Source organism: Actinacidiphila glaucinigra (assembly GCF_900188405.1).
Lineage (GTDB): Bacteria > Actinomycetota > Actinomycetes > Streptomycetales > Streptomycetaceae > Actinacidiphila > Actinacidiphila glaucinigra.
Map to the genome: position 1 here is coordinate 25,252 of NZ_FZOF01000032.1, position 20,762 is coordinate 46,013.

Genomic DNA, 20,762 nt, shown 5'->3' on the forward strand with positions numbered 1-20,762 from the left:
GCTGTGCCGATGACATGGGCCTGGTTATTCGGTACAACACGTCACCTCCAGGTATGGGTTCTCTGCGGGCGGCCCGTGCCGCCCACCCCGCAGTACGCGGCGGGGACCGTCACGAGGGACGTCGAACCCACAGCAAGGATCACTTTCAGTGCCCATTCGCGCACGCCGGGTAGCCGAAGGGGTGATGCCGCGCGCCCGGGACCGGCTGGCCGGCTCTCATGGCGGGGGCAGGCGCAGGGCGAGGAGGGCGATGTCGTCGACGTTGCCGGGGGGCATGCGGGTCAGGAGCTGGTCGCAGAAGTCGTCCAAGGGCTCCTCGGCGAGGGCCAGGGCGTTGCGGCGCAGCCGGCTGAGGCCGGTGTCGAGGTCGGCGCCCCGCAGTTCGATGAGGCCGTCGGTGTAGAGCAGCAGCGTGGACCCCGACGGCAGGGGTGTCGTGGCGTCGGGCCGGCGGTCGCCGGTGCCGGTGCCGGTACGGGCACCCAGCAGCGGACCTCGCGCGTCGTCGAGGTACCGCCCGTGGCCGTTCGGGGTGAGCAGCAGCGGCGGGGGGTGTCCGGCATTGGTCCAGCGCAGAGTCCAGGGGCCGTCGCGGGGGCCCTCGACGCGCGCCAGGACGAGGGTGGCCATGGGGACGGTGGTGATCGCCGGCATGGCGTCGTCGAGGCGGTCGACGATGGCGCCGGGGGGCTCGGTGCGATCCCAGGCCAGGGACCGCAGTATTCCACGGAGTTGGGCCATGCCCGCGGCCGCGGTCAGGTCGTGGCCGACGACGTCGCCGATGACCAGCGCGGTCACGCCGTCCTTGAGCTGGAACGCGTCGTACCAGTCGCCGCCGACCTGGGACGCGGCGGGTGCGGGCTGGTAGCGGGCGGCCAGGAGCAGCCGTCCCGGCTGGGGCAGGGGGGCGAGCAGGTTGCGCTGCATGGCCTCGGCGACGTCCCGCTGACGGCCGAACCGGCGCGTGTTGTCCAGCACTTGGCCGACCCGGCGGCCGATGTCAACGACAACCTGCAGGTCGTCGTTGCCGAAGGGGGCGGCGGGGTCCGTGCGGACCAGGGTCAGTGCCCCGGTGGAGTGCCTTCCCGAGCCCAACGGCACGGTGAGCGCCGACGCCGCACCCACCGACTGCAGGAAGCCGCTGTGCAGGGCGGCCAGCGGCGAGTCCGGCCGTGCCGGGGCCCCGGCATCCTCGTCCAGGACCGGCACCGCACCGCGCACGGCCTGGACCAGCGGGGAGCGCGACTCGCCCGCGAAGGGAAGGCGGGCGCGCCAGCCCTCCTGCCCGCGGTCCCGCCCGTCCGGCCCGGTGACCGCCACCCTGTGCGTCTCGTCGTCACCGACGAGCAGGTCGACCGCCACCCAGTCGGCGAGGCCGGGGACCAGCATGCGCCCGAGGCGGGCGAGTGCCTCGTCCGTTTCGAGGGTCTGGCCGAGCACCGCGGTGATCTGTGCGACCAGCGTCAGGCGCCCGGTCAGGTCCTCCAACGCCTGCATGTGCTCAGCACGTTCGCTGCGGTCGTCGGAGAGGCGGGCGAACAGCATCGCGGTGCCCTCGAACGAGGCGCCGTCCGTCACGGGCGCGGCGGACCACGAGACCTCGACCAGCTTGCCGTCTCCGCACAGATACCTGTCGCTGTCCGCGTGGGCCTCACCGGCGTGGATCAGTGCTTCGAGCAACCTGCAACGGATACCGGGACGTTCACGGTCCGCGTGCCGGTGCACGAGGTCGTGGAAGTCCTTGCCGGCCATCGCCTCGGCGGAGCGGCTCAGCAACCGTTCGGCGGCGGGATTGGCCGCGACGACGCGCCCGGAAGGGCCGACCACGACCAGCGACGCCCCCAGTTGCTCGACGACCTGCCGCCAGAAACCCGGCTGGGCCGCCCACTGCCGGCCTCCGTCGGCCTCGTCCGACACTGCGCCCTCCAAGATCGCCCCTGTTCGCCGCAGAGCGTCGGTCCGTACCGGGGACACCGTGCCGACGACGACCGATACTCCATGCTCCCGCCTGTCAGACCCCGACCGCGGCCGACACGACGAGACACCGGCCTCCCGGTCCTCCGGTCCCCGGGCGGCGTCCTGCGCCCCACCACGACCATGGCGGCCGCCCGCCCGCCCCGGCTGCCAGGGGAAATCCGTCCTGGTACCGGCAGGACCAGGCACGGCACCCGCCCCCGCGACCCCACATGGCTACGCTCCGAGGAATGACCACGGGATCCCACGAGACGACCAGCACCCGACCGCCGGCACTTCGTCTGGAGCGCGGCTCGGTCCATGACGAGGCGTGCCCGAGTTTCCAGGGCGCGGTCGAACTCGTCGGACGCCGCTGGACGGGGGCGATCCTGTTCGCGGCCTCGCGCGGCGCGCGCCGCTTCGGCGAGTACCGCGCCGTCATCGCCGGGATCTCCGACCGGCTGCTCGCCCAGCGCTTGAAGGAGCTCGAGGCCGAGGGCCTCATCGCGCGGTCGGTCATCCCCAGCACCCCCGTGCAGGTCCGCTACGAGCTCGCCCCCGATGGCCAGGCGCTCATCGCGGCCCTGCAGCCGCTCGCGCAGTGGAGCGCGCGCCGACTGCGCCGCGTCGGATAAAAAAAGCCCGTAATGGGTGTATGTCCTATTGAATGGGTAATAACCACGCAAAATCTCCGGAGGTAGCACAGAGGGGTGCCACATGATCCGAGGAGCCGAGGGAATCCCCAGCCCCACTCCCCGCGCTAACGTCGACCTGGCCCGCGAATGCCGACCGTGTTTCGGCTGGGGGACCGTCGTCACCGACCAGGGCCGGCACGAACTCTGTCCCGACTGCCAGGACGGCCGGATCACCACCCCCGAACGTGTCAGGGCCGTACGCCTGCGCCCCGGCTCCCGCTACGTCTCGCCCCGCTGAGCCCGTTGGCCCGCCCGCCCGCCGCGTTCACCACGCCTCCGGCCCGCCCCCGCGCCACTCCACCTGCCCCGGGTCGGTCAGGCTGACCGTGCCGGCGTCGTACCCGGCGAGCCACAGGAACCGCAGCAGGTCCGCCAGGCAGTGCGCGGTGCCGAAGTAGTCGCCCCGGATCACGACCCTTCGGCCGTCGACCGGAGCTTCCACGACCACCGGCGGCCCCTCGGTGCGCATGGTCCCAGCCTGCACAGTCACCGGCGAGGACGCATCGCGGGCGGACCCGCGGGCTGACCCGCGTGCGCCCCGCTCACCGGCCCGGCCCGGCGTTTCGCCGGAGCCGGCGGACCGGTCGCATCCCGCCACTTTCGCCGGCCGACACCCCTCCCGGCCGCCGCACTGCTATGTTCGCCCGCATGTTCCTCTCCCGTGCATAGGAGTCAGTGCCGCCGCGCCCGCCGGGCGCGGTCCTCGCTGCCCGTGTACGCGTGAGCGCCGCGAGTCCGGCGCTGTCTTCCCCGAGGAACATGATCATGTCTTCGTCTGCCGCCGCCCCGTCGTATGCGGCTGTCCTGCGGACCCCCTATGCCTGCCGCACGTTCGGTGCCGCGCTGTTGGGCCGGCTCTCCTACGGAATGGTCTCGCTGTCCCTGATCCTGGCGGTCAAGGAGGCCACCGCCTCCTACTCCGTGGCGGGCGGTGTCATGGCCGTGTTCGGGCTGACCAGTGTCTTCCTCGCCCCTGCCCGCGCCGGTCTGGTCGACCGGTACGGGCCGCGGCGGGTACTGCCTCCCATGGCCGCCGCCTACGCGGTGCTGCTGACCGTACTGGCCCTCGCGACCACGTGGTCCGGCGCGTCGGGAGTCCTCCTGGGCGTCCTTGCCGGAGCCGCCGGTGCCGGTGCGCCACCGCTCGGTCCGGTGATGAGGAGGTTGTGGAGTGCCCTGGTCCCCGACCGGGGTCTGCTGCAACGCGCGTACAGCCTGGACGGTGTGGCCGAGGAGCTGTTGTTCGTGACCGGACCGCTGCTGGTGGGCGTGCTGGTGAAAGTCGCCGCGCCGTGGGTGGGTCTTGCCGTGAGCGCCGCCCTCGTATGGGCCGGGGCACTGATGCTGGCCGCGTCCCCGGCGGCCCGCGGCCTGGGGTACCGGGGCAAGGCCGCCGGGGCGTCGGCAGCAGCGTCCGAGGACGTTCCCCCGGGCGTGACCCCCGGCCGGCAGGCGGGCAGGCCCGGGCTGGGGCAGGCGATCGCCGTGACTGCCGCGCTCGGTACGAGCCTCGGGGCGCTGGATCTCCTGGTGATCGCCTTCGCCGACGAACATCACGCCTCATTTGTGGTGCCCTGGGCCCTGGCGGCGCTGTCCGCAGGCAGCGCCGTCGGCGGCCTCGTCCACGGCTCCGTCCGGTGGCACGCCACAAGTCGATTCCGGCTGTCTTCGTCGGCGCTCGCCCTGGGGCTCGTTCTGGCGGTGGCCGGCCTGTCACCTCATCCCCAGGTGCTCGTCGTCTGGGTGGCGCTGGGCGGGCTGTTCGTGGCCCCGGCCATCACGACGGCGTATCTGATCGCCGACGAGTGCGCCGGTCCGGGTGCCCGCACCAGAGCGGGCGCGTGGGTCAACACCGCCTTCAACGCCGGTTCGACGGGAGGGACGGCCGCGGCCGGACTGCTGGTGGGGCGGATGCCCCTGGCGGTGTGCTTCGCCGTCGCCGCCGCCCCGGTCGTGCTGTCCGCCGCGACAGCGCTCGACCTGTCGCGCCGGTCGGTCCCGGACGTCACCGATCCACTTGAAGCCGCACGGGCAGCGGGCAGGGGATCGGTTGCCGACGGATGAGCCCTCCAGCAGGCGGCCGGCACCTGGGCCGTGCCCCGAACCGGCCTAACCGGCCTGCCCGAGGGTGGAGACGTCGATCACGAAGCGGTAGCGCACGTCGCCGCGGTCCAGGCGGTCGAGGGCGGTGTCGACCTGGTCCGCCGGCACGGTCTCGATGTCCGCGGAGATGCCGTGGCGCGCGCAGAACTCGAGCATCTCCTGGGTCTCGCGGATGCCGCCGTTCTTCGTCGAGGTGATGATCCGGCGAGGGTCGCCGAGCAGCATGCCCTGGAACGTGGCGGCCTCGGCGGTGACACCGGCGTTGACCAGCACGCCGTCGAGACGCAGGAGGCCGAGGTAGGCGTTGGTGTCGATGCTGCCCGACACGGTGTTGACGATCAGGTCGAAGCTCCGCCCGCGGTCCGCGAACCAGGAGGCGTCCTCGGTGGACACGTAGGCGTCGGCGCCGAACCTCAGCCCGTCCTCGCGCTTGGAAACGCTCCGGCCGAGGACGGTGACCTCGGCGCCCATCGCGTGCGCGATCTTCACGCCGAGGTGGCCGAGCCCGCCCATGCCGACGACGGCGACCTTCCTGCCGGGCCCGGCGCCCCAGCGGCGCAGGGGCACGTACATCGTCACCCCGGCGCAGAGCAGCGGGGCGGCGACGTCCAGGCCGAGGCCGTCGGGGATGCGGAGCACGTAGTTCTCGTCCACGACGATCCTGCGGCTGTAGCCCCCGAAGGTGGGCCGCTTGTCGTAGTCCAGCGCGCCGAAGGTGAGGACCTCGCCCTTCAGGCAGTGCTGCTCCTGGCCGGCGAGGCAGTTCTCGCACGCGCGGCAGGAGTCGACGTAGCAGCCGACACCCACCCGGTCACCGACCGCGTGGCGGGTCACGCCGGGGCCGGCCGCGACGACCGTCCCGGTGATCTCGTGGCCGGGGACCATGGGGAACAGGCCCTCCATCCAGTGGTTGCGCAGGAGGGCGATGTCGGTGTGGCAGATGCCGGTGTGGGCGATGTCGATGACGACGTCGTGGGGTCCCGGCTCACGGCGCTCGACGGTGGTGAGTTCCAGCGGCGCGCCGGGACCGGCGGCGGCGAGGGCGGCGACGGCGAAGGGCATGCGTGTCTCCTGGTGGGGCGAGGTCGGACGGGGATCACTTCCGTCTTCGACTGCACCAGGTGCCGGGCCGTCCGCGAAGGGGAAGCGTGACCGTGCCGAGGGTGCTACTCGCGGAGCCACCTTCGGCGCCCCACGGGTGCGGGGCTCGGCTATACCTGGGGTATGGACGCTGAGCGGGCCCTGCGGGACTTCCTCGTCTCCCGGCGGGCGGCGATCGACCCCGGGCGGACGGGACTTCCCGTCGGCCACGGCAGCCGACGGGTACCGGGGCTCAGGCGCGAGGAGGTCGCGGCGCTCGCCGGCGTGAGTGTGGCCTACTACACGAAGCTGGAGCAGGGGCGGATCGGCCGCATCTCCGAGGAGGTCCTCGGCGCGGTGGAGAGGGCGCTCCAGCTCGACCAGCTGGAGTGCGCGCACCTCAGGACCCTGGTACGGAACGCGGGAAGCCGGCCCATCCCCTCGGCGCCGCCTCCCGTGAAGACCAGGCCGGGCGTCGTCGCCATGGTGCACGCGCTCGACCTGCCCGCCATCGTCCACGGGCCGCGCCTGGAGGTGCTGGCGGTCAACCACACCGCCAAGCTGCTTGTCGACGACTTCGACGCCAAGCCCGTCAAGGAGCGCAACCTCGCCCGCTGGACGTTCCTCGACCCCCGGGCCAGGATCGTCTACCCCGAGTGGAACAAGATCGCGCCCCAGGTGGCGGCGGCACTGCGGCAGGTCGCCGCGGACCGGGCGGCGGACCCCGCGCTGGAGCAGCTCGTGGGGGAGATCGCCGTCGCGTCGCCGGACTTCGCGCGGTACTGGGCGGAGTACCGGCTCTACGAGCATTCGTACGGCGTGAAGCGGTTCTTCAACGACACGGTCGGCGAGATGAGCCTGCACTACGAGACGATGACCCTGCCCGGGGGCACGGGTCAGAGCGTCATCGTCTTCAGAGCGGACCGCGGCTCCCCCTCGGAGGAGAAGCTGCGCATCCTGGCCAGCTGGAACGCGCCCACCGCCGAGGAAGACGCCCGGCGCATCCGCCCGTAGGCCGTGTCGTCAAATGCCCTCCCCCCAGCCTTCGGCCGGAGGTGCCCCCACCCCGCGGCGCTCCCGCAGCTCCGCCGGGAGGTGCCCCCAGGCACGGCACTCCCGCAGCTCCGCTGGGAGGTGCCCCCACGCTGCGTTGCCGAATCGTCCGAGTAGCCCACTACGAGGACGACTCTCCGCCTTGCGATGCACCGCACCTGGGGGCACCGCCCGGCGTCAGCTGGGGGAGCCGCCGAGCCCGCCCTCCGGGCGATGGGGGCACCTCCCAGCGGTAGCTGGGGGAGTTCATTTGACGACACGGCCTGGGGGCGGGCGCGGCCGCACCGGCCGATCGGCTTGCGTCGCCTGGGGTCAGTGGGGGAGGCGCATACTGGAGAGATCAAGGCGGCCCGGCTGAGGCCTTCGTGATCTTCGCAGTGCCGGAGGTGGGCATGTTCGACACCCCGTTGTGCGGCCTGCTCGGTATCGAGGCGCCGGTCATCTGCGCCCCGTTCGGTCCCTGGGACGAGGTCGCCCTCGCGGCCGCCGTCTGCGAGGCCGGAGGACTGGGCAGCCTGGGTACCGCCGCGCGGACCGTCCCCGAGCTCCGGCAGCAGTGGTCGCGGCTGCGCGAACTCACCGACCGCCCCTTCGCGATCAACCACACGACCCGGCCGTTCGACGAGGAGGCCTTCCAGGCCACGCTCGACGCGCGCCCCGCCGTCATCTCGTTCCACCTCGCCGTACCGGCCGACCTGATCGCCCGGGCCCACGACGCGGGCGTCATCTGGATCCAGCAGGTGACCGACGCCCGCCAGGCGGGGCAGGCCCTGGACGCGCGAGCCGACGTGATCGTCGCGCAGGGCGGCGAGGCCGGCGGGCACGGCGGCGACGTGAGCACGATGGTCCTGGTGCCGCAGGTCGTCGACATGGCCGGCGGCACCCCGGTCGTCGCCGCGGGCGGCATCGCCGACGGGCGCGGCGTCGCGGCGGCGTTCGCCCTGGGCGCCCAGGGCGTGTCGATGGGCACGCGGTTCCTCGCGTCCACCGAGATGAACATCTCCCAGGACTGGAAGCAACGGATCGTCGGGGCGGACGCGGTGGACGCCGTCAAGGCGCTCAACAGCGACCGGATCCTGCCGCCCTACTCCCGTCCCGGCGGCTTCGGCGTCCCGCGCGCCCTGCGCACCGAATTCGTGGACACCCTCCGCGACCACCCCGAGCGGGTCGACCCCGAGGAGGCCGTACCGCGCCTGCTGGCGGCGATCCGCCGCGGGCGCGGGGACGAGTACCTGCCGTTCACGGGCCAGTCGGCGGGGCTCGTCCACGACGTCCTCCCCGCAGGCGACATCCTGCGCGGGATCCTGCGGCAGGCGGAGGCCGTCCTCGCCGCGCTGGCCGACGGAAAGCCGTTGCCGCGCCGCTAGGTTGGGCCCACGACCATCCTCACGCACCCCCACTCCGCGCGAGATCGTCCCGGCAGGGAACCGTCCCCCTGGCCGGCCCCGGCGGCGGTGCCACACTGGACGCATGGCCCCCGACGCACAGCTCGACGAGTTGGGTGAGTTCCTCAAGGCACGCCGCGCCGAGCTCAGCCCCCGGACGGTGGGCCTGCCCGACGGCGCGGGGAACCGCCGGGTCAGCGGACTGCGCAGGGAGGAGGTCGCCCGGCTGGCGGCGATCTCCACCGGCTACTACACGCGCTTGGAGCAGGGCCGGATCCAGGCGTCCGCTCCGGTCCTGGACGCCCTCTCCCAGGCCCTCCACCTCGACGCGGACCAGCGCGACTACCTCTTCGGCCTCGCCGGGAAGGAGACCGCGCGCCCCCGCCGCCGGACCCGCCATCACGTCCAGCCGCAGTTGCGGCGCCTTCTGGACGACCTCACGGCCACCCCCGCCATGGTGCTCGGCCGCCGCATGGACGTCATCGCCTGGAACGCGCTCGCGGCGGCGCTCATCACCGACTTCGGGTCGGTTCCGGAGGAGCACCGGAACTATCCCCGGATCCTGTTCACGGACCCCGCCATGCGGACGCTGTACACCGACTGGGGGACCATCGCCCGCTCCTGCGTGGCCCAGTTGCGCATGGAGGCGGCCAAGTATCCGAGCGACCCCCGGCTGACCGCGCTCGTCGGGGAACTGTCCGCGCGGGACCCGGACTTCTGCTCGTGGTGGGCCGCCCACCACGTCGCCGCGCTCACGGTCGGGACCAAGGTGCTCGACCATCCGGTGGCCGGCGAGCTGTCCCTGGACTGGGACACGCTGACCGCCACCACCGACCCCGACCAGAAGCTCGTGATCTGGACAGCCGAGGTCGGCTCGCCCACCCACGACGGGCTGCGCATCCTGGCCTCCTGGGCCGCGGACCGGTCGCTGTCCACGACTCCCGTGGACTGAACGGCCGCCTCAGGACTCCTGGAGCAACTCCCGGCAGGCGGCCCGTGTGATCCAGCTCTGGGCGCGGTCGAAGGCCCAGCCGCGTTCACCGACGAGCGTGCTCCAGGCGTGCGGACCGAGGTGGAACCACAGCAGGTCGACGGCCTCGGCCCGGTTCACGTCCGCACGGAGCGCGTCGAGCGCCGCGAGGCGGTCCGCGACCCGCGTCAGGGCCTCGACGTAGTCGTCCGTCCCCTTGTCCAGCACCGCCTTGACGGCCGGCTCCCCCGGCGGATCACGGTAGAAGAGCCCGTACACCAGATCCCAGTGGCGTTCGTGCGTGAGCCGGGTGCCCTCGGCGGTCAGTGCGATCACGGCGCGAGGGTCGTCGCTGTCCTCGACCGCGGCCAGCGATTCGGCGATGGCGGGGTCCGTGAGGGCGGGCTCCAGCAGGGCCGCCAGGATCTTCGGCTTGTTCCCCACGCTGCTGTACACCGTGGGCACGGCGACCTTCCCCGCCTCCGCGATCTCCCCGATCGTCACACCGGCGTACCCCCGTGCCAGGAACAGCGCCTGCGCGCTGCCCAGGATCGCTTCGCGCGTAGCGGCCGCCGAATGGGCGCGGAGGGGGGAGTGGTACTTCCGGCTCGTCACCGACGCAGCATACCTCTCCACCGTAAGTGATTATATTGACAATAATCGCCTCTAATGAATATGTTCCGTTTCATGAACCACTCCTCCCAAGAGCCCATGTCCGTCATCGAGACCCGGCTCGCCCACGAGGTCCACCGCGTGGCCACCGCCCTGCTGGCGGAGGCGGCCGTCCGCCCTTCCGCGCCCCTGGGCACGCTGGCCCAGCTGCGGGACTTCCTCGTGGTGAACCTGCGCCACCACCACGAGACCGAGGACGAGGACCTGTGGCCGCAGATCGTCGCGACCTCGCCGGCCACCGCGGACGCGCTGGGGGACCTCAGCGCGGAACACGAGCGGCTGGACGAGGCCCTCGACGCGCTCGCCGCCGTCGCGCTCGGCGACGACGCCGACGCAGCCCGGCCCGCGCTCCACGAGGCGGCCGCCGCCGTACGGGACACCGTGCACAGCCACCTGGCGCACGAAGAGCCGATCCTCTTCCCCGCCCTGCGGGAGCACGTCACGCCCGAGTACTGGGCGGACTTCTCCCAGCGGGTGATCGCCACCACGCCGCCCGTCGCCGGCCACCTCATGATCGGCTTCCTCGACGAGGTGGGCACCCCCGAGGAGGTCGAACTCATGCTCGCGGCCCTGCCGGAGCCGGTGCGGCCGCTCCTGCCCGCCATGCGCCGGCAGGCCTCGGACGACCTCCGGACCCTGCGCGGCGCCGGGGCCTGACCCGGCCGCGCGGCCCCGCTCCGAGGGCGGATTCGGCAAGCCGGAGCGGGGCCGCATCTCCAGGGTGCGCCCGAGGCGCGCCCGGCACACGCCGGGGAGCACGGCCCCAGGGGCGCCGCGAAGCAATAGACGAAGGTATAGGCGGCGCCTCCCACCGCTACTTTCGTCACCCGCGGAACGCAGACTTTCTGCCGAAGCCCGGGGGCCGGCCCGCGCCATAACTTCGGTGACATGAACCCCACCCCGCGTACGGAATCCGTTCCCCTCACCCAGCGCCCCGCGCAGCTCCTCGCCGGCCTCGTCGGCGTCGCGCTCCTCCTGCTGGGCGGTGTGCCGCTCACCGAGCGCCTCTTCGCCCACCTGACGGTGTGGGCCGCCGGCCAGACCATTCCGGGCCTGTCCCACCTTGTTCTCCTCGTTGTGGGCGCCGCGCTGCTCACCCTGTTCTGGCGCCTCCGTCACGGCAAGGCTCCGGCCGCCCAAGACCGCTGAACGACGCACACGCACAGGAAGATCACACGGGCCACCACGTCATGACCGATTCCCCCAACGTCCCCGCCATCGAGACCGTCGGGCTGGGCAGGCGCTACCGTCGCGGCTGGGCGCTGCGCGACACCTCCTTCCGCCTTCCCGCCGGCCGCGTCTGCGCGCTCGTCGGCCCCAACGGCGCGGGCAAGACCACCTTGCTGTCCATGGCCGCCGACCTGATCACGCCCACCACCGGCACGATCACGCTGTCCGGGCACCGCCCCGGCAGCGTCCAAGCCCGCCAGAGCACCGCGTTCCTCAGCCAGCAGAAGGCCCTCTACCCGCGCTTCCGCGTCAGCGAGATCCTCCGCATGGGCCGGGAGCTCAACCCCACCTGGCACCAGGAGACCGCCGAGTCCGTCATCGACGCCGGCCAGGTCCCCATGAACGCCCGCGTCGGCACCCTCTCCGGCGGACAGGCCACCCGCGTCGCCTTCGCCCTCGCGCTGGGCAAGCGTCCCCGACTGATGCTCCTGGACGAGCCGATGGCCGACCTCGACCCCCTGGTACGCCACCAGATGAACGACATCCTCCAGGCCGAGGCCCGGCGGCACGGCTCGACCGTCGTGATGTCCTCGCACCTGGTCTCCGAGCTGGAGAGCGCCTGCGACTACCTCGTGCTCGTCAACAACGGCACGGTCCGGCTGGCCGGCGAGGTGGACCTCCTCCTCGCCGAGCACCGGCAGCTCACCGGGCACCACCGGCAGGAGCCGGTCCCGGACGGCTACCAGGTCATCGCGACCTCCGGCGACGAGGGAGGCCACAGCTCGCTCGTCCGCACCTCCCACGCGTCCCCGCCCGACGCCGGCCACCGCGCCCCCACCCTGGAAGAACTGGTCCTCGGCTATCTGCGCGCGCCCGACGCGCCCGCACTCCTCACCCCGAGCGCGAGGGTCGACGGCGGCATGGAGGTGGTGGCGGCATGAGCACCGCAACCACCCGCAGTCGCACGCCCGTTCGCCGAGGACCGCGACTGCGCGGACTGACCTGGCTGATCTGGCGGCAGAACCGCACCGCCTTCTGGATCGGACTGGCGGTCGCGGCAGCGGTCGCCTGCTACGCCCTCGTACAGCACCAGCACATAGCGGCGGCCGTCACCGCGCAGCACCTCGACGCCTGCCAGGGCCACCAGCTCTCCGAACGCTGCCTCAGCCGCCTCACGACCTTCGGGCAGCAGTACCAGTTCCCGATGCGGCGGCCGCTCCAGGCCATGCTGCTGCTCCCGTTCCTCTTCGGCCTCTTCCTGGGTGGGCCGCAGCTCGCGCAGGAGCTGGAGTCGGGGACCTACCGCACGGTGGCCACCCAGTCCGTGACCCGCATGCGCTGGTTCGCGGCGAAGCTGGGCGTGCCGCTCGCCATGACGGTCCTCGTCAGCGGTGTCATCGCGGCCGCGATGACCTGGTGGTGGCACCCGGTGGCCAAGGCGATGGGGCCGATGTTCCCCTGGCACCAGTGGTACCCGTTCTACGGGGTGGGGCCCGTCGTCGTCGGCCTGAGCGTCCTGTTCTACCTCCTGGGGGCGACCCTGGGGCTCGTCCTGCGCCGTACCGTTCTGGCGATGGGTGCCACCCTCGCCGTCGGCGCCGGGCTGTTCGCCCTCCTCGAAGCGGTGCGCCCGCGCCTGTGGCCCGTCCGCACGGCGTACGCGCAGCACACATCAGAACCGCCGGCTCCCCTTGACGCCTGGCAGCTGGCCGACGGCCCGCTGTCCAAGGAGGGGCACCGCGTGTCCGAGGCCTGGGACTGCTATGCCGCGGGGGACATCAAGCAGTGCCTCGCCTCCCGGGGCATCACCGGCCGCTGGTCGGAGTACCACCCGGCCTCGGATCTGTGGCCGCTGCAGTGGACGGCGACGGGCCTGTGCCTGGCGCTGGGCGTCGTGCTGATCGCCCTGTCCCTGTGGTGGACCCGCCGGAACCCGGCCTGATCACCGCCGCCGGTCCCCTTCGAAGGCCCCGGACGGGCCCAAAGGGGGACCGGCGCTCCCTGGATCGGTGATGCCTTCATCGGCGCGGAGTTCACGCCGAACCTGGTGGTGAGCGGTGCGGGGCCCGACCGGGCTCCGCACCGCGGAACGAGGAATCAGGAGAGCTGGACATGAGCGTGAACACGATCGCGGTGATCACCGGTGGCAACCGGGGGCTGGGCCGCGCCACCGCCCTCGCGCTGGGTGCGGCGGGGACGGACGTCGTCCTCACCTACCGGAGCAACGAGAAGGAGGCCGCGGAGGTGGTGGAGGCGCTGACCGCGATGGGGCGCAAGGCGGCGGCACTGCGGCTGGACACCACCTCGTTCGGGGAACTCCCCGCCTTCGCACGGACGCTGGGCGACACCCTGCGCGCCACGTGGGGACGCGAGACGTTCGACTTCCTGGTCAACAACGCGGGCACGGCCGGGTTCTCCCCGCTGGGCGCCACCGGCGCGGACGACTTCGACCTGATGGTCGACGTGCACTTCAAGGGCGTGTTCTTCCCTCCTGCTGGTACGAGCCGCCCATGGCGCTGCGGTTGGTCTGCCCCACGATCGCCACCACCGGTACGTGGTCGAGCTTCGCGTCGTACAGGCCGTTGAGCAGGTGGATCGCGCCGGGCCCCGACGTGGCCGCGCAGACGCCGACCCTGCCGGAGAACTTGGCGTAGCCCACCGCCTGGAAGGCCGCCATCTCCTCGTGACGGGCCTGGACGAACCGTGGCTTGTCGTCCGCCCGCCCCCAGGCCGCGAGCAGTCCGTTGATGCCATCGCCCGGGTAGGCGAAGACATGGTCGACGTCCCATTCCCGCAGTCGCTGCAGTACGTGGTCGGAGACCTTGATGGACACGGGGGACTCACCTTCCAGTTTCCGTTTCGGGCGTTTCCGGTGGCGGCGCACCCGCCACGACGCCTCGGCCGTGACGCCGCATCCGGAAGCGGTGATGGCCGTGGCGCTCGGCCGGCCGCTCCGGCCGGCCGCCGGGATCCTGCGTCTCGCGTGCCCGGACCGCCCGATCTCTAACACCCCCGCACGGACCGGCCGGATGATCGCGCCCGCCATCGCGGAGGTCAGGCCCTGCGTGCCGCCGGAGACTTGCCGCGCCGGCGGTGACTGGTGTCGCACCACGGGTACTTCCGGCTGCGCCGGCAAGCGCACACGGCCACGACGAAGCGGTCGGAACGCACCACGCGGCCGTCGTCCAGGACGACCTCCACGGGGCCTTCGATCAGGATCGGGCCGTCCCGGGTGAGCGTCACCCGCGTCGGCGCCGGTTCATCGTCAACGTTCGGCACGGATCACCACCAGCTCTTCCTTCTCCTCGCCCGGGGATATCAGCCCCCGCGCCTCCAGCCACGCCGACCTGCCGCGCAGCACCGGCCCGAACGGGATGTAGCGGCGATCGGTCACCACCGGCCGCAGTCCCGCGCGACGCAGCCGGCCCAGAGTGTGCTCGACACCGCAGAAGCCCGAGTGGACCAGCAGCAGCACGCCTCCCGGTGTGAGCAGCGGCGGCGCGTCGGAGCAGATCCGGTCCAGCAGCACCCGGCCGTCGGGCCCCGCGTCCCACGCCACGGCACGGCCCCGGCCGGGAGGGCGCGCCCGCGGTGACGGCACGTACGGCGGGTTGGCCATGATCAGGTCGAAGCGGCGATCCGTCACAGGCGCGGTGAGGTCGCCGCGCAGCACCCTGACGCGCAGACGGTTCAGCCGCGCGTTGAGCCAGGTCGTGAGCACCGCGCCCACGGAGGCGTCGACGGCCGTCACCCGCGCGACCCCGTGCTCGGCGGCGGTCAGCGCCAGCGCGCCGGTGCCGGTCCCCAGGTCGAGGACGTCGGCCTCAGCCGTGAGAGGCTCCCGCTTCAGCGCGTCCTCCAGCAGAAGCGTGTCGTCCTGGGGGCGGTAGACCCCCGGTGGGCACAAAAGCCACATACTGCGCGGATACCCCATGATGCGCGGACTAACGTGGACCACGCGGTGCGACCGGAGGCCCGCCCGCGGGTTGCGGACCGCGGTCAGGGGCCCGCACGGCCGCCGCATGCGATCCTGATCCCGGGGTAGGCCAAAATTTCGAGGTCGCACCCGAGGACAGGGGAGCATGGACGCCGCCGTACCGGACACCGGATCACCCGTCCTGGACGGATCCCTGGCACCGTCCGCCGACGTGCCCGGCGGTCTGCTGGAGGGCATGAAGGTGCCTGCCTACGTGGTGGACGCCGAGGGGCTGATCATCGCGGCCAACGGCGCCGCACTGCGTCTCCTGCACAGGCCCGCCGCCGAACTCCTCGGTCACGACGCCCACGACCTGCTGCACCGCGACAGCCACGGCCGCCCCCTGCCGCGATCCCGGTGCGAGATGCGCGACGCCCTCCTCGCGGAGCGCACGGGGCACAACGACCTGGGGTGGTTCGCCCGTGGCGACGGCAGCCTGCTCGGACTGTCCTGGTTCCTGACGCCCTACGCCCTCGACCCGGACAGGCCCGGGGCCCTGGTCATGCTCTACCAGCGGCACGAGCCTGCGGGGCACCGGGAGGACGGCGAGGAGCATGCGACGGCCCTCACCGAGCTCGACCGACTCGCCCTGCTCGCGGAGACCACCACCCAGCTGACCTCGACCCTGGACGTGACCGAGGCGCTGCACCGCCTGGCCGCCCTGACCGTCCCGCTGCTCGCCGACTGGGCGGTCGTCGACCTGCTCACCGAGAACGACGAGGTGCGGCGGGCCCTGGTCGTGCAGCACAAGGACGGCGTACTGATCGAGCGCGCCGACCTGCAGGGTCCGATGCCGCCCCTGCCGCAGGAATCCCCGATGCCGCTGTCGCGCGCCCTGCGCGGCGCCGCCTCCAGCATCGCCAGTGCCGCCACGTACCAGGGCCCTCCGGACTCGGGCATCGCCGTCGAGCAGCACCGGCTCTTCGAGGAGACCGGCATGCACTCCGCGGCCATCGCCCCGATCCGCGGCCTGCGGGACGTGCTCGGAGCGCTCACACTCGGCCGTGCCGCGCGCCCCGACGCATTCACCGCCTCCGACCTGCCGCTGCTGGAGGACGTGACCCGCCGGGCGGGCCTCGCGCTCGACAACGCCCGCCTCTACCAGCGGCAGCGCAAGGTCTCCGAGACGATGCAACGCCACCTGCTGCCGCAGATGCCCACGATCCCAGGGCTGCAGATGACGGCCCGGTACGTGGCGGCCCCCCAGGCCTCACAGGTCGGCGGCGACTGGTACGACGCCTTCCCGCTCATGGACGGCGCCACCGCGCTCGCCATCGGCGACGTCGTGGGACACGACCTCGACGCCGCCGGCGGCATGGCCCAGGTCCGCAACATGCTGCGCGCCTTCGCCTGGTCGCACCCCGAGGCGCCCAGCGACGTCGTCACCCAGCTCGACCAGGCCGTCATGCACATCGCCGAGGTGCCGATGGCCACCGTGCTCCTCGCACGGCTCACCAGCGGGGACGACGGTCTGTGGCGTCTGCGGTGGACCAACGCGGGCCATCCGCCTCCGCTGCTGGTGGACCACGACGGACGCACCCGCTTCCTCACCGGTGGCCACGGCATCCTGCTCGGCACCGGCACCACCCGGCCACGCGAGGACGCCGTCGTCACCCTGCCCCCGCGGTCCACCCTCGTGCTCTACACCGACGGACTGGTCGAATCGACCCGGCACTCCATCGACGACGGCCTGGACCGGCTCCGCAAGCACGCGGCCTCCCTCGCCCGGCGCCCCCTGGACCCCTTCAGCGACGCGCTGCTCGACCGGGCCCGGCCCACGGACAACGACGACGACGTCGCCTTCCTCGCCCTGCGCACGCCCGACCCCGCCCCGTGACACCGCCGGGCGCTCCCTTCCCGCGCACGTCCGGGTGAGTTTCCCGGCGGTCCGGGGAAAGAGCGCAGAGGGGAGCGAGGGAGGCCACCGTGCCGTATGACCAGCTCGGACTCGACGACATCCTCGCGGCGGCGGAGGCGGCCGCGCCGGTGCAGTCCCTGGACGTCGTGGCGCGCAACCTCAGGGAGCGGTTCGGAGCCAGATCGGTGTCGTTCCTGCTCCCCGACGTCATCGGCCAGAAGATGGTGCGGGTCAGCGAGGACGTCGCGTCGCGGCAGGACGGCAGCGCCGAGCAGATCCCCCTGCACGGCAGCATCTACCACGACGTCCTTCGCAGCCAGCAGGTGATGCGGGCACCCGCCGACGGGGCGGGGCAGCGGGTGGTCGCGCCCGTCACCAACCGGGGCGACACCATCGGCGTGCTGGAGCTGACCCTGCCCGACGGCACCGACGAGGTGCTGGCCGAGGTCGCCGAGGCCGCGCACGCGCTGGCCTACATCGTCGTCACCGACCGCCGGTTCACCGACCTCTACCACTGGGGCAAACGCACCACACCGCTCACCCTGGCCGCCGAGATCCAGCGCGGGCTGCTGCCGTCGGCCGCCTCCTGCGAAGCGAACGAGTTCATCCTCGCCGCGGCACTGGTACCCGCGGACTCCGTCGGCGGCGACACCTACGACTACACCCTCGACTACGACACGCTGCACCTGTCCATCACCGACGCCATGGGGCACGACGTGGAAGCCGCCCTGCTGGCCACCGTTCTGGTGAACGCCTCGCGCCGTGCCCGGCGCGCCGGGCACGACCTCGCAGAACAAGCCCTCGAGATGCACACGGCGCTCCGGGAGCACGGCAGCCACGGCCACGCCACCGGGCAGCTCCTGCGCCTCGCGGTGGACGGGACGGGCTGCCGGCTGGTCAACGCCGGACACCCCTGGCCACTGCGTCTGCGCGACGGCACCGTGGAGGAACTCGGCCTGCGGATCAACCTCCCCTTCGGCGTCCCCTCCGCGCCGCCCTTCCGCGTCCAGGACGTCGATCTGCGACCCGGCGACCGGCTGGTGCTCTACACCGACGGCATGCAGGAGCGCGAGGCCCGCAGCGTGGACCTGCCCGCGCTGCTCCGCGACTCCGCCGGCGAGCACCCCCGCGAAGTGGTCCAGGTGATGACCTCCGCCGTGTCCGTGGCCTGCCACGGCCACCTCCAGGACGACGCCACGGTCCTGTGCCTGGACTGGCGCGCCTGAGCGGGCGCGCCCACGCCGCCTGGTGCCGGGTTTGTCCCGGAGCAGGCAGGAAAGCCGCAACACATGAGGCTTATGAGCAGGCATACGCACGAGAAGCAGGGCTCCCCGAACGGCCCCGTCCCCGCAGCGATGGACACCCTGGAAGAGCAGGAGTGGCTCGACGGACCCGCCGCCGGTGTCCGCAGAGCCGTCCGCGCCCTGCCCCTGGGCCGGGGGCGTGACGCGCTGCGCGGCCTGTGGCTCGGCCACCCCCTGCACCCGGTGCTGGTGCAGGTGCCGATCGGCGCCTGGACCTGTGCCGGGATACTCGACCTGCTCCCCGGCGAGAGCCGCGCGGCGCGCCGTCTGGTGGCGGTGGGACTGGTCTCCGCCGGGCCCGCGGCCCTCGCCGGATGGGTGGACTGGGCGGAGCAACGCCCCCGCCAGGCCCGTGTCGGCCTGGTCCACGCGACCGCCAACCTCGCCGCCGTCACCGCCTACGCGGCGTCTTTGGCGTACCGGATCAAGGGCCGTCCCCTGCTCGGCAGGGCCCTGGGCTTCGGCGGGATGACCCTCGCCACGATGGGCGGGGTGCTCGGCGGCCACCTCGCCTACCGGCAGGGCGCCGGCGTGAACCACGCGGAGGCGGTGCCCGTGCTGGTGGAGCCGGGCTGGCACCGCATCGGGGTGCCGCAGGACTTCCCGGTCGGCGAACCGGTGCGGCGGATGGCCGACGAGGTGGCGGTGGTCGTGGTCCGGGAGTACGACGGGCGGTTCCACGCCCTGGCCGACCGCTGCAACCACATGAACGGCCCCTTGCACGAGGGCAAGGTGCTGGAGGGCTGCCTCGAATGCCCCTGGCACGGCAGCCAGTTCCGCCTCTCGGACGGCGCCAACGTCCAGGGGCCGGCGACCGCGCCGCAGCCCCGCTTCGACTGCCGGATATCCCCGGACGGACAGGTCGAGGTCCGGCTCGGCCGGAACTGAGCGACGAGGAGGAGCAGCCATGAGTCAGCAAGCTCTCGAGATCTACATGAACGACCATCTGGCCGGTTCCACCACCGGTCAACTGATCTCCCGTCATCTCGCCGACCACCACCGCTCCTTGCCGCACGGGGGCGAACTGCGGCGCGTGGCCGACGAGATCGAGGAGGACCGGCAGAGCCTCCTCGACCTGATGGCCGCCCTGGACGTCCCGGCACGCCGGCACAAGGTCTACGCGGGCTGGCTCGCCGAGAAGGCACGCCTGCTCAAGCTCAACGGACGGGTCACCCGCCGCTCCGGCCTGAGCACGGTCATCGAACTCGAGGCGCTGCGCCTCGGCATCGAGGGCAAGAGCCTGCTGTGGGAGTCGCTCCTGACGCTCACGCCGAGGGAGGAGCTGGACGAGGGCCGGCTCCGCACCCTCCTGGACCGCGCGCACGAGCAGATCGACACGGTCGAGACCGTGCGACGCGAGGCCGTCGGCGCCGGTCTCGGCTGAAGGGCCTGGGGTCACCGTGGCGCATCTGGTGATGATCCGCCGGAACGGGGTAGCCGCCCCTCAGGGGCAGGACGAGCAAATGGGGTGAAAGGAATGCCAGCAGGGTCGAACCGCAAGCGTGAGCGGCAGTACGAGCACATCAAGGAGAGCGCCAAGGAGCGCGGGGAGAGCGAGAAGCGGGCCGAGGAGACCGCCGCCCGCACCGTCAACAAGGAACGCGCCCGCGCCGGCGAGTCGAAGACCGCCAGCCGCAGCTCCCTCGAGGACATGTCCTCGGGCAGGCGCGGCGGGCAGCGCTCCGGCAAGGGCTCGCAGGGACCCACCTACGACCAGCTCTACGCCGAGGCGAAGCGCCGCAACGTCGACGGCCGCTCCCACATGAACAAGGCCGAACTCCGACGCGCCCTCGGCGGCAGCTGACCGCACGCGGGCCGACCAGTGGAGGACATCATGGTCATCCTCGGCATCATCCTTCTGATCATCGGCTTCCTCGCCGGGATCTCGATCCTCTGGACCATCGGACTCATCCTGGTCGTCATCGGCCTCGTGCTCTGGGTGCTGGGCGCCGTGGGGCACTCGGTCGGCGGACGACGGCACTACTGGTAGGCGGCGCGCAGGTCCGCCCTCGGATGCCGCCGGCGACTCCGCCGCCACAGGCGAGCGGACCGCGAGGTTCCGTTTCCAGCGACCGTACGCGGGAAGTCACAGAGGAGATGCGCTGACCGCGTTCCAGGGAGGTGTGCCGTGAGTACGACACCCGCCGGCAACCGTTCCGCCCCGTACAGCGGCACCGAACACAAGGTGCCGCCCACCGAGACGCCCCCGGGGGAGAGCAGCACCACGGAGGGGATCTCCGTCCCCGAGCGGCCGGAACTCCGCAAGGCGTGGGGTTTCGCTCCGCTGGTGCTCATCCTCGGCGTCGTCGCGGTCTTCCTCGCCGGCGTGATCGCCATGATCGTCGCCTTGTCCTCGTAGACGTGCGGCGATCGGGCGTCCGCCGGCCCGGGCGGTTCCCGGACGCCGGGAGGGGGGCCCGGCGCCCGGCGCATTCACCCACCGTGCGGCTGCCTCACCGCAGAATCCGGTTGCCCCCGTTCGGAGGTTCCACACCCGGACGGGGGCCGATTTCCGCGCGCCCGAACTGGAGGGGCCGCGTGGC

24 protein-coding genes and 1 pseudogene are annotated in these 20,762 nt (G+C 72.6%); 18 read left to right on the plus strand and 7 right to left on the minus strand.

Going from position 1 to position 20,762, the window contains the following annotated elements; translation table 11 throughout:
- Nucleotides 1–216: 216 nt before the first annotated feature.
- Nucleotides 217–1,929, minus strand: a complete 1,713-nt coding sequence (locus CHF15_RS37495) for a SpoIIE family protein phosphatase (RefSeq protein WP_245939253.1) — start codon at nt 1,927–1,929, stop codon at nt 217–219.
- A gap of 275 nt (nt 1,930–2,204) precedes the next feature.
- Between CHF15_RS37495 and CHF15_RS37500 the strand changes: the two genes are divergently transcribed.
- Together CHF15_RS37500 and CHF15_RS37505 are read left to right on the plus strand one after the other, a co-directional pair.
- Nucleotides 2,205–2,588 (plus strand): winged helix-turn-helix transcriptional regulator, encoded by a 384-nt coding sequence (locus CHF15_RS37500; RefSeq protein ID WP_089228415.1) that lies wholly within the window; start codon nt 2,205–2,207, stop codon nt 2,586–2,588.
- Between the two features lie 82 nt (nt 2,589–2,670).
- Nucleotides 2,671–2,886, plus strand: coding sequence for a hypothetical protein (locus CHF15_RS37505; protein ID WP_089228416.1), 216 nt, complete (start codon nt 2,671–2,673; stop codon nt 2,884–2,886).
- Nucleotides 2,887–2,913: 27 nt separating this feature from the next.
- Here CHF15_RS37505 and CHF15_RS37510 read toward each other — a convergent pair whose 3' ends face one another.
- Nucleotides 2,914–3,117 (minus strand): hypothetical protein, encoded by a 204-nt coding sequence (locus CHF15_RS37510; RefSeq protein ID WP_089228417.1) that lies wholly within the window; start codon nt 3,115–3,117, stop codon nt 2,914–2,916.
- Between the two features lie 296 nt (nt 3,118–3,413).
- Between CHF15_RS37510 and CHF15_RS37515 the strand changes: the two genes are divergently transcribed.
- Entirely contained in the window at nt 3,414–4,712 is a 1,299-nt protein-coding gene (locus CHF15_RS37515) for an MFS transporter (protein ID WP_245939254.1), read from the plus strand.
- Nucleotides 4,713–4,757: 45 nt separating this feature from the next.
- Here the strand turns inward: CHF15_RS37515 and CHF15_RS37520 are convergent, their stop codons facing one another.
- Nucleotides 4,758–5,813 (minus strand): NAD(P)-dependent alcohol dehydrogenase, encoded by a 1,056-nt coding sequence (locus tag CHF15_RS37520; RefSeq protein WP_089228418.1) that lies wholly within the window; start codon nt 5,811–5,813, stop codon nt 4,758–4,760.
- Between the two features lie 162 nt (nt 5,814–5,975).
- Here CHF15_RS37520 and CHF15_RS37525 point away from each other — a divergent pair, with 162 nt between their 5' ends.
- The 3 genes from CHF15_RS37525 (at nt 5,976) to CHF15_RS37535 (ending at nt 9,221) form a co-directional block, all read left to right on the plus strand.
- Nucleotides 5,976–6,845: a helix-turn-helix transcriptional regulator gene (locus CHF15_RS37525; RefSeq protein WP_089228419.1), complete on the plus strand. Its 870-nt coding sequence runs from the start codon at nt 5,976–5,978 to the stop codon at nt 6,843–6,845.
- 404 nt (nt 6,846–7,249) lie between these two features.
- Nucleotides 7,250–8,251: an NAD(P)H-dependent flavin oxidoreductase gene (locus CHF15_RS37530; RefSeq protein WP_245939255.1), complete on the plus strand. Its 1,002-nt coding sequence runs from the start codon at nt 7,250–7,252 to the stop codon at nt 8,249–8,251.
- Between the two features lie 103 nt (nt 8,252–8,354).
- Nucleotides 8,355–9,221 carry a helix-turn-helix domain-containing protein gene (locus CHF15_RS37535; protein WP_089228420.1) on the plus strand — a complete coding sequence of 289 codons (867 nt, stop codon included), beginning with the start codon at nt 8,355–8,357 and terminating at the stop codon, nt 9,219–9,221.
- A gap of 9 nt (nt 9,222–9,230) precedes the next feature.
- On the opposite strand, the gene CHF15_RS37540 is transcribed toward CHF15_RS37535, so the two are convergent.
- On the minus strand, nt 9,231–9,854 hold the full coding sequence (locus CHF15_RS37540; RefSeq protein WP_089228421.1) for a TetR/AcrR family transcriptional regulator: 624 nt from the start codon (nt 9,852–9,854) through the stop codon (nt 9,231–9,233).
- Between the two features lie 72 nt (nt 9,855–9,926).
- Here CHF15_RS37540 and CHF15_RS37545 point away from each other — a divergent pair, with 72 nt between their 5' ends.
- The 5 genes from CHF15_RS37545 to CHF15_RS37565 all read left to right on the plus strand — a co-directional run bounded on the left by CHF15_RS37545 (nt 9,927) and on the right by CHF15_RS37565 (nt 13,667).
- Nucleotides 9,927–10,568, plus strand: a complete 642-nt coding sequence (locus tag CHF15_RS37545) for a hemerythrin domain-containing protein (RefSeq protein ID WP_245939256.1) — start codon at nt 9,927–9,929, stop codon at nt 10,566–10,568.
- Nucleotides 10,569–10,799: 231 nt separating this feature from the next.
- Nucleotides 10,800–11,060, plus strand: a complete 261-nt coding sequence (locus CHF15_RS37550) for a hypothetical protein (RefSeq protein ID WP_089228423.1) — start codon at nt 10,800–10,802, stop codon at nt 11,058–11,060.
- A 41-nt stretch (nt 11,061–11,101) separates the two neighbouring features.
- On the plus strand, nt 11,102–12,022 hold the full coding sequence (locus CHF15_RS37555) for an ABC transporter ATP-binding protein (RefSeq protein ID WP_089228424.1): 921 nt from the start codon (nt 11,102–11,104) through the stop codon (nt 12,020–12,022).
- On the plus strand, nt 12,019–13,023 hold the full coding sequence (locus tag CHF15_RS37560) for an ABC transporter permease (protein WP_089228425.1): 1,005 nt from the start codon (nt 12,019–12,021) through the stop codon (nt 13,021–13,023). Before CHF15_RS37555 ends, CHF15_RS37560 begins: the two co-directional genes overlap by 4 nt.
- A 170-nt stretch (nt 13,024–13,193) precedes the next feature.
- Nucleotides 13,194–13,667: an SDR family NAD(P)-dependent oxidoreductase gene (locus CHF15_RS37565; protein WP_089228426.1), complete on the plus strand. Its 474-nt coding sequence runs from the start codon at nt 13,194–13,196 to the stop codon at nt 13,665–13,667.
- On the opposite strand, the pseudogene CHF15_RS37570 reads toward CHF15_RS37565, so the two are convergent.
- From CHF15_RS37570 to CHF15_RS37580, 3 genes and pseudogenes are all read right to left on the minus strand, one after another.
- Nucleotides 13,570–13,914 (minus strand): annotated as a pseudogene (locus tag CHF15_RS37570) (thiamine pyrophosphate-binding protein); the annotation flags it as partial. The gene CHF15_RS37565 and the pseudogene CHF15_RS37570 overlap by 98 nt on opposite strands.
- Before the next feature lie 221 nt (nt 13,915–14,135).
- Nucleotides 14,136–14,360, minus strand: a complete 225-nt coding sequence (locus CHF15_RS37575; protein WP_089228427.1) for a CDGSH iron-sulfur domain-containing protein — start codon at nt 14,358–14,360, stop codon at nt 14,136–14,138.
- Nucleotides 14,347–14,997 (minus strand): HemK2/MTQ2 family protein methyltransferase, encoded by a 651-nt coding sequence (locus CHF15_RS37580; protein ID WP_089228428.1) that lies wholly within the window; start codon nt 14,995–14,997, stop codon nt 14,347–14,349. The genes CHF15_RS37575 and CHF15_RS37580 overlap by 14 nt, the downstream gene beginning before the upstream one ends.
- Nucleotides 14,998–15,163: 166 nt before the next feature.
- On the opposite strand from CHF15_RS37580, the gene CHF15_RS37585 reads away from it, so the two are divergent.
- From CHF15_RS37585 to CHF15_RS37615, 7 genes are all read left to right on the plus strand, one after another.
- Nucleotides 15,164–16,894 carry a SpoIIE family protein phosphatase gene (locus tag CHF15_RS37585; RefSeq protein WP_089228429.1) on the plus strand — a complete coding sequence of 577 codons (1,731 nt, stop codon included), beginning with the start codon at nt 15,164–15,166 and terminating at the stop codon, nt 16,892–16,894.
- A gap of 89 nt (nt 16,895–16,983) precedes the next feature.
- On the plus strand, nt 16,984–18,141 hold the full coding sequence (locus CHF15_RS37590; RefSeq protein WP_089228430.1) for a PP2C family protein-serine/threonine phosphatase: 1,158 nt from the start codon (nt 16,984–16,986) through the stop codon (nt 18,139–18,141).
- A gap of 72 nt (nt 18,142–18,213) precedes the next feature.
- Nucleotides 18,214–19,107: a Rieske (2Fe-2S) protein gene (locus tag CHF15_RS37595; protein ID WP_410169683.1), complete on the plus strand. Its 894-nt coding sequence runs from the start codon at nt 18,214–18,216 to the stop codon at nt 19,105–19,107.
- Nucleotides 19,108–19,126: 19 nt separating this feature from the next.
- Nucleotides 19,127–19,603 carry a hypothetical protein gene (locus CHF15_RS37600; RefSeq protein ID WP_089228431.1) on the plus strand — a complete coding sequence of 159 codons (477 nt, stop codon included), beginning with the start codon at nt 19,127–19,129 and terminating at the stop codon, nt 19,601–19,603.
- A gap of 93 nt (nt 19,604–19,696) precedes the next feature.
- Entirely contained in the window at nt 19,697–20,023 is a 327-nt protein-coding gene (locus CHF15_RS37605) for a plasmid stabilization protein (RefSeq protein ID WP_089228432.1), read from the plus strand.
- Between the two features lie 30 nt (nt 20,024–20,053).
- On the plus strand, nt 20,054–20,209 hold the full coding sequence (locus tag CHF15_RS45235; protein ID WP_018562256.1) for a DUF6131 family protein: 156 nt from the start codon (nt 20,054–20,056) through the stop codon (nt 20,207–20,209).
- 138 nt (nt 20,210–20,347) lie between these two features.
- On the plus strand, nt 20,348–20,578 hold the full coding sequence (locus tag CHF15_RS37615) for a DUF6480 family protein (protein WP_089228433.1): 231 nt from the start codon (nt 20,348–20,350) through the stop codon (nt 20,576–20,578).
- Nucleotides 20,579–20,762: the final 184 nt, after the last annotated feature.